Genomic DNA, 9,069 nt, shown 5'->3' with positions numbered 1-9,069 from the left:
CCCACAGATCATCAGGCACAAGATCATCCGACACCCGCAGAACTCTGCCGCCCACCAGCCCAACTGCCAAGCCCCTGAACCAACTCATTCTGAAAGGATCAGTAAGTGCTCCTGGCCAGGCCGTGTCTGAGCTGGCGGTAGGCGTGCTCGATCCGCCAGGGCGTCTTCGCCCACCGCACCAGATCGTGATCGGGACGGTGGCGGGCGGATTGGTCACCCAGTAGTCCATCGGCTCGTCCGGCCGGGCAGGCTGTTCCACCAGCAGGGTCCGCAGCGGCAGTACGCCGTTCCGCCGGCCGGCTCCGACGACCTGCTCCCGAGCGGTGCGGGTGGCTGCCGTGCCCGACGGCCGTACTTCCAGCACGGCGAAACGCGAGACCATCGTGCCCTTGGAACCGCTGACAAAATGGGGTGGAACATGCCCCCCGACCCAGACGAGGATCTCTCACGACTCACGACTCACGGACGAAAGGGCAGGCATGGGTGACAGTCCCCCGAGGGAGCTCATCTCCCTTGCTGATGACGAGGGGAACAGCGTCACGGTCAACGTTCTGGGACGTAACCTCAGGTGGCCTGCCGGACTGAACGCCGAGATCGTCGTCGAGACGCCCTTCGTGTCCGGCCGTATCGACCTCGCGCTGTCGGTTTCGAGGCTGGAAGACTGGGCCGACGCGCTCGACCGGCTCGACGCCGGCATAGACGTGGCCTGGATGGAGATGAGCAGGGGGCCGTCCATCTTCATCCAGCTCACCGGCGAGCATGGCTGCCCGGAGGTAGTAGTGGAAGACGAGTCGGGGTCCATGGTCACCGTACGGGTCCCGCTCGTCCCGCCGGACGACTGGATTGCCGACCACCGGCAGCGTCTGCGCCAGGTGATGGATCACTGGGTCCCGATGCCGTCACGTTAGGGAGACAAGCCGCCGCCAGCAGCTGCGCGCGCCGCCCAGGGTGAGGAAGGCTCCGTGGATGCCGCATGCGGATCTCCCAGCAGATCCGCATGCGGCGGAACCAGTGCGGGTGGGCGAACGCCCGCACTGCGCACCGGCGTTGGGCACCGAGTACCACGCCCGCTACGGCGGCAACGGCGTGCTGATCTACCGGCGCCTGGAGCGCAAGAAGTTCGCCTTCACCGAACCGCTCAGCTTCCGACTGCTGCCCCGACCGAAGAACATCGGCAGCATCCGCCTGTGCCGCCCGGACGACGACCCGCCCGGCTGGCCAGCCCTCCGTGGATCGCTGACCAGGCCGATCCGCCGGACATGGACGAGCGGCGCGACTTGCGCCGACCGTCAGGGTGCCCGGTCCACGCCATGCGGTCGGTGACGCTGCCACAACAGGTGATTTCTCGTCATGACGACATGCGGCGCCCTGCCCGGAAGAGGTGGACCGATGCGGCCGCCGGGATCAGCACGCTGGGGACGACGAGAGTGAGCAGCTCCGGGTCGAGCGGCCCCGTTGATGCTGCAGTGAAGGCTACGCCGACAAGCGCTACAGGGACCGGGAGCGTGGCCGCGGTGCCGATGATCTTGTCCCGCCTGCTCCAGTGAGGTGCTGCCCACAACAGCACGAGGCCCGCGATCATGGCAATGCCGCCCAGGACGAGGTTGACGCCCCCGAGAAGTCCGGCCAACGGCAGCAAGATCAACGGGGCAAGGCTGTGCCACTTGCTGACCGGCAGCGCTATGGTCTCGCCTTCACGGGCAGTGGCCACGATGGTGCAGGGGTCGCCGAGGCGGTCCAGGACGGCTTGCACTTCTGCCTCGTTGAGGGCCGGCTGCTCGGCGAATGCCACCGCGATGTGCTCCGTCAGATCGGCAAGAAGTTCGTTGCGGCGCTCCGGCGCCAGGGCTGCGGCCTCGCGCGCCACAGCCTCCAGGTAGGCCACTGCAAGCGGGTGCTCGACGGTCTTCATAGTTAATCTCCAGGTAAGGCAGTGGGGAGTTCGGTCGTTCAATCGGTGATGAAGCGGTCCACGGCGTCGCGGAAGTGCGGCCAGATCTCAGTGAACTCCGTCAGGGCCGCCTCTCCCTGAGGGGTCAGCATGTAGTAGCGGCGCGGCGGCCCACTTGGGGACTCCTGCCAGGTGGTATCCACCAAGCCGTCACGGCGCAACCGGGCCAGCAACGGATAGATCGTCCCCTGGCTGGTGGTCATCACGTTCGCCGTGCCAAGCACCTCCAGCAGCTCTACGCCGTAGCGAGCGCCACTGCGCAGAAGTCCCAGGACGCAGTACTCCAGCACTCCTTTGCGGAGCTGGCTTTCCGCCTTCCCTGAGCCACCATTGCTTGCTACATCAGGTACCATGCAATACAAGGTAACTGGCCCGGCCAGGTACGTCCAGTCCCCGCCAGGGAGGGCCCCGGGCCGGGTCTCGATATCCGTCCGGCTACTCCAGAGGACAGTGGTGGATGAGGCGTCGCACGACGTCGTTCGTGCTGCCGCGGTCCGGACGCCTTACCGCCCAGGGGGCTCGGACCAGGGTCCGGACTGTCGGCAATCGACCGTCGAACGACCAACAGCACGCTGCCGGCGCCCGCAAGAAAAGGAGGACCTCCAGAAGGAGCCGCCCGGCGGGGTCACCGTCGAACCGCAAGGCCACTCCCTCGGCCGCTCGCGCGGCGGGCTGGCCACCACGTTGCACCTCGCCGTCGAGCAGGGCCGACAGCACATGCCAATCGTCATCACGGCCGGCAGCGCGGCGATTTCCCCTGGTTCGAGGCCATCCTGGAGCGCATCCGAGTACCCCGGCTGGGGCCGGACCCGCCCCCGGGTGCGCCCGCGGCGGGTACGGGAGACAAGGCGTGCGCCTCCCGCAAGACCGCCTACCTGCGCCGACGCGGCATCCGGTGCACCATCCCGGACAGGGCCGGCCAGCGAACCGCAGGAAACGCGGCTCGCACGGCGGCCGGCCACCGAAGTTCGACAAGACCGACTACAAGGCGGGACATGCGGTCGAGTACGACATCAACCGGCTGAAGCGGCACCAGGCCGTCGCCACACGGTACGACGACCTGGCTGTCCGCTACGAAGCGACCCGTGCTGGTCGCCGCCATCAACGAAGGGCTGCAACCGGCACGTAGCCACGACTCAAGCCCACACCGCTTTGACCACAGCGTGGCCCGCCGAAGCCGCCCGCCCGTAGAACCCTTGGAGGTCCCTGTGATGGTCGAGGAACTCCTGCCTGACCTGCGCCACCTCCCGGCCGCGGCCGCCCAGTTCGGCACCAGCAACGTTCCACAACTCATCGAAAGAGACAGTCGCGAGGAAGTCCGCAGCCTGTGCCACCCCAGGCGGCTCCAGAATCATCAGGGGCGGGTCGGAGGGGTCGGCGTCAGCGCTGTGTGCCACGGGGCGGCCGCCGTAAATCGGCAGCGTCCCGGGCTTCTCGACGCCTGCATCGAGGACGTCGGCCGCGGAATAGAGGTCATTGACGGAGTTGAAGACCTTCTCGATCGAGTCGGCGATACCTGCCGCGTACTCGTCAGGGTGGTTGTCCCAAGCCGCGGACATGAACGCCGCAAGCCAGGTGTGGTCGTCCCTGATCTCGGACTGCGCGACGGCGCGAAGGTGTAGGTGGATACTCACCGCGACAAGTCCCCCGGTTCGGCGGCCCGCCGGTCGGGCCGAACGAACAGAACATACTCGACGGCACTGACGGCGAGACGTCCCGTCTCCTCACGCGCGATGCCGGCGTTGCGAGGGTGCACCGCAAGTACCATGTGTCGTCGAGATCGACCACTGCGGACAGGTAGCCATCCGAGACGTGGGCCCGCTTGTCGTGACAGGTCCCGGCGGCCCGGGAGTTCCTGAGCCGGTTGATGGTCCGCTCGACCTCGTCGCGACATCCGGTAGCTCCCGACGGTCGAAGCCGGCAGATCTGCCGCCTGCGCTGCCCAGGCAACTAGTCACAGATCACCCAGCACCGGCGCCCATGGGGGAATCCGGAGCACGGATACGACTTCGCCGTAAGCTCACCACGCGGCGTCAGAATGACGCCCCAGCACTCGGCGCGGAAATCGGTGTTGGTCGCCGCGCTGATCGGTTGTCTTAGCGTCAGCGCGGGTTGGGGAACAGGCCGTTGAGCTCCGGGAAGGGAATGGCATCGGCGAGCGGGTGGTAATCGCCGGTGTCGTACAGCCGCTGCGCGGCGTGGCGGGTGGCGGCGTAGGCGGTCTGGGCGACACCCGAACCGAGGCTGACGCGGGCGACGCCGAGGGCACCCAGCTCGGCGACGGACGGTGCTCCTGGGCCGGCCATGACGTTCAGCGGTACGGAGATGCCCGCGGCCAGTTCCGCAATGGTGGCGGGATCGGTGACGCCGGGGACGAAGATGCCGTCGGCGCCGGCGTCCACGTACCCGCGCGCCCGCTCCAGGGTGTCCTTCAGCCGGGTGGCGGGGTCGCCAAGGCCGAACAGGTAGGTGTCGGTACGGGCGTTGAGGAAGAGGGGGACGCCCGCTCGTTCCGCCGCGGCCCGGGCCGCCGTCAGCCGTGCCCGGAGTTCGGCCGGATCCCGGGTGCCGTCCTCGATGTTGACGCCCACGGCACCTGCTTCCAGCACCCGTGTGACGGTCTCGGCGACGCCGGCCGCGTCCTGCCCGTATCCGCCCTCGATGTCGGCGGTGACCGGTACGTCGACCGCCGCGACGATGCAGGTGATCAGGTCCACCACCTGGTCGCGGGAGAGGGTTTCCCCGTCCGGACGGCCGAGCGACCAGGCGATCCCGGCGCTGGTGGTGGCGATCGCGGGTGCTCCTGCGGCTTCGATGACACGGGCACTGGCCACGTCCCAGGCGTTGGCGAGCGCGAGGGGGCGTGCGGGGTTGTGGAGGGAACGGAAGAGCAGGGCTTCGTCCATGCGCGCTGTAATCATGCGGTCAGCCAATCAACACCCCCTACCTCCTGTCCGGCGAGAATCCGACACCATCCTCGCCCCGGCCCTGGCAGAAGCGGGGCGCTATCACCGCCCCGGCAACAGACGTTCCCCTGCGACGCAAAGGGACAGAGGACTTACTCGTTCGCTGCCCACCTGCCAAGATGTGCAGGGGGAATCCAAGATGACCCCGGCCGAGCCGATCCCGCAGCGGACCCCCGATCCGGATCCGCACCGACTGCCGAACGGAGTCGTCACGGGCCCGCATGTTGGTGTGGTGGGGCCGGCCTCGCCGCATCGGCCGTAGACCCCCTTCAACCGGGGCGGCGGCACCGCGACGGTCACCACGTCGGTCGCGGATTCGGCCTATTGGTGGGCCGTTCACCCTCGCCGACCTGTGGAACGGCTGCACGTCGAAGGTGCCTGCCGGCGAACCTCACTCCATGGTGCTGCGCTGTGGAAAACCCCGAACCCGCCCTCGCCGCCCCGGATCTGCACGTGGTGATGTGCTGTGCGATGTGCACCGTTACCTGTACGCGGTGCTGAGCTGCGCTGTTGATGGGGAATCGAACCCCCGCGTTGCCCTTCACGCGCCAGGAGTGGGCTGGAAAACCGCCGGCCCTCGGTGTGTGCACGCCTCCGGAACAGCTACCTGCTCCACATCGTCCCAGCTTGCCGGACTGCTCAGTCCAGCAGATCGACTTCCCAGTTCGTGCGCTGGATCCGTACATCGATCTCGCGGATCTCGCGGGCCAGTGCATCCGCCTGAGCGCGCAGTTCCGCGACCGGCAGCGCGGAGAGCATCATCAGCTCGGACCGAAGCTGCCGGCCGTATCCCCGCTCGCCCGTACCCGCTGCCGCGTCTGCCGCCGCGGTGACCACAGAGTGACGCAGCCGCAGGACGTCCCGGCGCGCGAGGGCGTCGGTGAGGGTGCCGTCCGGGCCCATCTCCACTGTGGCATTGGTCCGGTTGATCCGACGAATCAACGTTTCGAGCGCGTGCAACACCTCACCGGCCTCGGCCAACAGCTGAGCTGCGTCCTCGGCGGGAGTCTCCCCTTCCTGGTACCGCGCACTGCTGACTACGCGCGCTCGCAGCTGCTCCACACGACGCTGCGCCTCCGCACGTTCCGCCAGTGCCTCAGCAAGTTTCACTGCCTCGTCTCCCGCCCTCCATGAGCTCGCACGAGTATACGAGTGGAAACGAGCTCGCACGCACCGGGAATATCGGTCCCACACCTCCTTGTGCTGCCCGCCGGCTGGTGAAGAGGCCCTCACTTCACTGATGCGGTGGGGAATGTTCCACGCGCGGGGCCGAGCGATCAGCCGCTCGCAGGTCCGTGGAAGGACCGCGGCGACCCGGGTGCCGGGTGCCCGGCGCTGCCGCCCACGCCCGAGAGCGACCGCCTGGTTCACCACGCAGACGCCGCAACAGGCGTCCGACGCGCCGCAGATCGCTCCCGCCGGACGGCACGGCCACATGAGTTGCGGTGATCCGGGCACCGGAGATCCCGTACGCACACGTGGAGAGGGGATCCCAGTGGACAAGGCAAAGGGAAAGTGGATCACCGGTGGGGCGCGCGCGGAGCTGGCCGAAGCCTTCGCCAGGCAGTACCGCGAGGGCCGGTCGATCCGCGCCATAGCCGAGGCCCACGGCCGGTCGTACGGCTTCGTGCATCGCGTGCTCACCGAAGCGGGCGTGCCGCTGCGGGCCCGGGGAGGCGACGTACGCACCCGCACGGCCCCGTCAGGGCGATGACGGCCGCCGCTCAAGTCGCCTGCCGTACCGCCGCCGTCGGGCCCGGGGCATCACCGTGCGGGCCCGCCGGCAGGCGCACCGGACCGACCAGCCGCACGTCCTCCTGGCGGGACGGCTCGCCGGGAAGGTGATCGGCCGTGCCCGCAGACGTCCGCCGGACCGCAGCACCCGGCAGCGTGCAACGGGCCTCAGCAGGTCCGGCGGTGACATGATGCCGCCCTGGTCGAATTACCCGAACCGCCCGTTCCGCCAGGCCACATGACCGCCGGGGCCCCACCCAGGCCGGGACACCGATCGCTTCGCACAGGCGTTCGGGCAGCGACACGGGGCGCCGCCACCCGAACACGACAGCAACAGCACATACCGTGATCAGGTGGGGGCAGACGCCGTACCAGAGGGAGTATCCGCTCCCCCTTCCACCACGGCGTCACCCGGCGGGTGCACGCCCAGACAGTGGAGTGAGGCGGCGTGTCCGCCTCACCAGAAAGGTTGACGCTGTGTTGCTGCCTGCGGAGAAGGAACTGCGCGCGGTCCTGGCCCGGTTCGCCGACGCCCGCTTCCGGCACGACCTTCAGCCCACCGGCCACTCGAGCCGAGAGCTGGAAGACACCTCCTACAGACTGTGTGTCATGACCGGCACCCGGTCGGTGGACGAGGCCCTCACCGCCGCTGACGCCCTCCTGGAGCGCATGCGGGCCGACCGCCGGTCGGCCACCGAAGCCACCCAGATCCTGGCTGCCTGACCTTCGCCCCTGCCGTCGGCCCGCGCCCAGGAGCTGTCGCCGGACATGACCCGCTCCACGCGTCTGGACAGGTGGGCCCGGTTCTTCCGAGAGGCGTAGGCCTTGTCGGCACGCCCGCGGCCGGGCCGGACGCGGGGGACCCGGCCCGATGCGGGGCAACAGAGTGCCTTCAGGACGGCTCGAACTACGGGGAATCGCCACGCCGCCGGGCCTTGATCAGGATCGACATGGGCTTCCGTCCCTGCTCGACCGCCAGGTGCAGCTCGGTGGTCGGGCCGCCCCGTGAGCGTCCGAGGCCGTGGTCGTCCGGTTCGGTGGCGATGCCGCCGGGCGGTTCCATCTGCAGGTCCCCTTCCACGCCCCAGCGACGCGTCGGTGGGGCCGGCAGACGGTCGAGTCGACGTTGATGTCCAGGTGATCAGACCCTTCGCGTCAGCATGGGCTGGAGCCGCGTGAGCGTACGAACCCAGGTCCCGGCCCGGCCCGCTGCCAGCGGCGGGAACAGGGAGTACACCCCAGCCCCGGGCCCCGTAGCGCTCCGGAGCGTCCCGGCCACGGCGCCCCGGTCCGGCTCCGCCACCGGATACCGTCGATCAGTTGCCGCCGGCATCCATGGCGGAGGCGACACGCCGGAATGTGTATGGGCCCTCCGGTAAGAGGACCCGCGTCTCCCCCACCGGCATACGGCTGCCGGTGGGCGAGCTGCCGCGGAAACAAGTCAGTCGGCATCCGCGAGTTCTCCGGTCTGCTCGGCCGTGCGCTGGTCTGGGTGGTGGAACTCGCCGGGGACTCGTACGCGCCAGGTGGGCGCGCACGCATGCGCTGGGTGAAGCTGGAAGCGTGAGCATCAGTAGCGAGCGCCCGGTAAGTGCTGAGCAGATCTACGCAGCGCTGGCCGCTCTGGCGGCTGAACCGGAGCCAGATCCGAAGAAGCGACCCGACGGGCCGCAGGAAGAAGACCGCCTGCACCTGCTGGGCAGTCTGCTGGCGAAGACGGAACTCGAGATCACCGCCGCGACCCGTCTGACCGAGGAAGCGGAGATCGAGGACGTCCTTGAGACGTTGCTCGGATGGGGGGAGCAGCTGGGAGCGGATCCCGACCTCGCGGTCAACGTCCTGACGAACCGGCTGCAGCGCACCGCGGTGCAGGTCTCCGAGCCCGAGGCGGAAGAACTGCCGCCCGGCCGGGAGGCCGCCTTCGCTGCGGTCATGACAGCGGTGTACGCCCTCGGCGCCCAGCTGCACGCGGAGCGTGGCGACAAGGAGGGAACTCGACGTGCTCTGAGCGGGGCGGAAGAGGCCCTCATCGACATTCTCCAGGGCATGCATGACCTGCGGGTGGCCATCGGCGACGCGGCCGGGCCGGTGGACGAAGTCGACGGCTGACCCTCTGGGGCCGACGGGCTGGTCCGCGGACACGAGACTCCGAGCGGGCTCTTACGGCGTCCCGCAAGCGCTGGGCGGCCAGGGCAGGGCCTTGGCGTACCGGGTCGCCGCGCCATTGCTGTGCGCCGCACGGGGCCGCCTGGCGTAGGCCGCGAGCCGGTGGGCTGCCTCCTCGACCACGGCGACCTGCTGCCTCCGCTCCGTGAGGGTGCCTCCTTCGCCGGGGATGTGTCTTCGGTGGCGATGAGCATGCCTATGCCCCACTCGCCGCGACATGTGCCCCGTCACGACGGCCTGATCCGCGGACCG

The 9,069-nt window shown here is 69.1% G+C and carries 11 protein-coding genes; 5 read left to right on the top strand and 6 right to left on the bottom strand.

What is annotated here, in order from left to right:
• Window positions 1-479 precede the first annotated feature (479 nt).
• Together ACGFRF_RS36525 and ACGFRF_RS36520 are read left to right on the top strand one after the other, a co-directional pair.
• On the top strand, window positions 480-908 hold the full coding sequence (locus ACGFRF_RS36525; RefSeq protein ID WP_393747545.1) for a DUF5959 family protein: 429 nt from the start codon (window positions 480-482) through the stop codon (window positions 906-908).
• A gap of 109 nt (window positions 909-1,017) precedes the next feature.
• Window positions 1,018-1,323: a hypothetical protein gene (locus ACGFRF_RS36520; RefSeq protein ID WP_393747543.1), complete on the top strand. Its 306-nt coding sequence runs from the start codon at window positions 1,018-1,020 to the stop codon at window positions 1,321-1,323.
• 25 nt (window positions 1,324-1,348) lie between these two features.
• Here the strand turns inward: ACGFRF_RS36520 and ACGFRF_RS36515 are convergent, their stop codons facing one another.
• From ACGFRF_RS36515 to ACGFRF_RS36495, 5 genes are all read right to left on the bottom strand, one after another.
• A complete protein-coding gene (locus tag ACGFRF_RS36515) occupies window positions 1,349-1,912 on the bottom strand; it encodes an HAAS signaling domain-containing protein (protein WP_393747541.1) in 564 nt (187 codons plus the stop codon).
• 38 nt (window positions 1,913-1,950) lie between these two features.
• Window positions 1,951-2,304, bottom strand: a complete 354-nt coding sequence (locus tag ACGFRF_RS36510) for a PadR family transcriptional regulator (protein ID WP_393747539.1) — start codon at window positions 2,302-2,304, stop codon at window positions 1,951-1,953.
• 783 nt (window positions 2,305-3,087) lie between these two features.
• Window positions 3,088-3,585: a DUF1877 family protein gene (locus tag ACGFRF_RS36505; RefSeq protein WP_393747537.1), complete on the bottom strand. Its 498-nt coding sequence runs from the start codon at window positions 3,583-3,585 to the stop codon at window positions 3,088-3,090.
• A gap of 468 nt (window positions 3,586-4,053) precedes the next feature.
• Complete coding sequence (locus ACGFRF_RS36500; protein WP_393747535.1) at window positions 4,054-4,872, bottom strand: isocitrate lyase/phosphoenolpyruvate mutase family protein; 819 nt, start codon at window positions 4,870-4,872, stop codon at window positions 4,054-4,056.
• 684 nt (window positions 4,873-5,556) lie between these two features.
• Entirely contained in the window at window positions 5,557-6,027 is a 471-nt protein-coding gene (locus tag ACGFRF_RS36495; protein ID WP_393747533.1) for a DIP1984 family protein, read from the bottom strand.
• A gap of 385 nt (window positions 6,028-6,412) precedes the next feature.
• Between ACGFRF_RS36495 and ACGFRF_RS36490 the strand changes: the two genes are divergently transcribed.
• Window positions 6,413-6,631 (top strand): helix-turn-helix domain-containing protein, encoded by a 219-nt coding sequence (locus ACGFRF_RS36490; protein ID WP_393747531.1) that lies wholly within the window; start codon window positions 6,413-6,415, stop codon window positions 6,629-6,631.
• Window positions 6,632-7,128: 497 nt separating this feature from the next.
• Window positions 7,129-7,374 carry a DUF5133 domain-containing protein gene (locus tag ACGFRF_RS36485; RefSeq protein WP_393747529.1) on the top strand — a complete coding sequence of 82 codons (246 nt, stop codon included), beginning with the start codon at window positions 7,129-7,131 and terminating at the stop codon, window positions 7,372-7,374.
• A gap of 184 nt (window positions 7,375-7,558) precedes the next feature.
• Here the strand turns inward: ACGFRF_RS36485 and ACGFRF_RS36480 are convergent, their stop codons facing one another.
• Complete coding sequence (locus tag ACGFRF_RS36480) at window positions 7,559-7,714, bottom strand: hypothetical protein (protein ID WP_393747528.1); 156 nt, start codon at window positions 7,712-7,714, stop codon at window positions 7,559-7,561.
• A 500-nt stretch (window positions 7,715-8,214) separates the two neighbouring features.
• Between ACGFRF_RS36480 and ACGFRF_RS36475 the strand changes: the two genes are divergently transcribed.
• Entirely contained in the window at window positions 8,215-8,760 is a 546-nt protein-coding gene (locus tag ACGFRF_RS36475; protein WP_393747526.1) for a hypothetical protein, read from the top strand.
• Window positions 8,761-9,069: the final 309 nt, after the last annotated feature.

Origin of the sequence: Streptomyces sp. NPDC048521 (assembly GCF_043199855.1) — a bacterium.
Lineage (GTDB): Bacteria > Actinomycetota > Actinomycetes > Streptomycetales > Streptomycetaceae > Streptomyces.
The sequence above is the reverse complement of the archived record's forward strand: the minus strand, read 5'-3'. Positions and strand labels throughout refer to the sequence as shown.

Bases quoted from the DNA above. Each gene is read 5' to 3' on its own strand.
- ACGFRF_RS36525 (WP_393747545.1), top strand. From the start codon at position 480: ATGGGTGACAGTCCCCCGAGGGAGCTCATCTCCCTTGCTGATGACGAG.
- ACGFRF_RS36515 (WP_393747541.1), bottom strand. From the start codon at position 1,912: ATGAAGACCGTCGAGCACCCGCTTGCAGTGGCCTACCTGGAGGCTGTG.
- ACGFRF_RS36510 (WP_393747539.1), bottom strand. From the start codon at position 2,304: ATGGTACCTGATGTAGCAAGCAATGGTGGCTCAGGGAAGGCGGAAAGC.
- ACGFRF_RS36500 (WP_393747535.1), bottom strand. From the start codon at position 4,872: ATGATTACAGCGCGCATGGACGAAGCCCTGCTCTTCCGTTCCCTCCAC.
- ACGFRF_RS36480 (WP_393747528.1), bottom strand. From the start codon at position 7,714: ATGGAACCGCCCGGCGGCATCGCCACCGAACCGGACGACCACGGCCTC.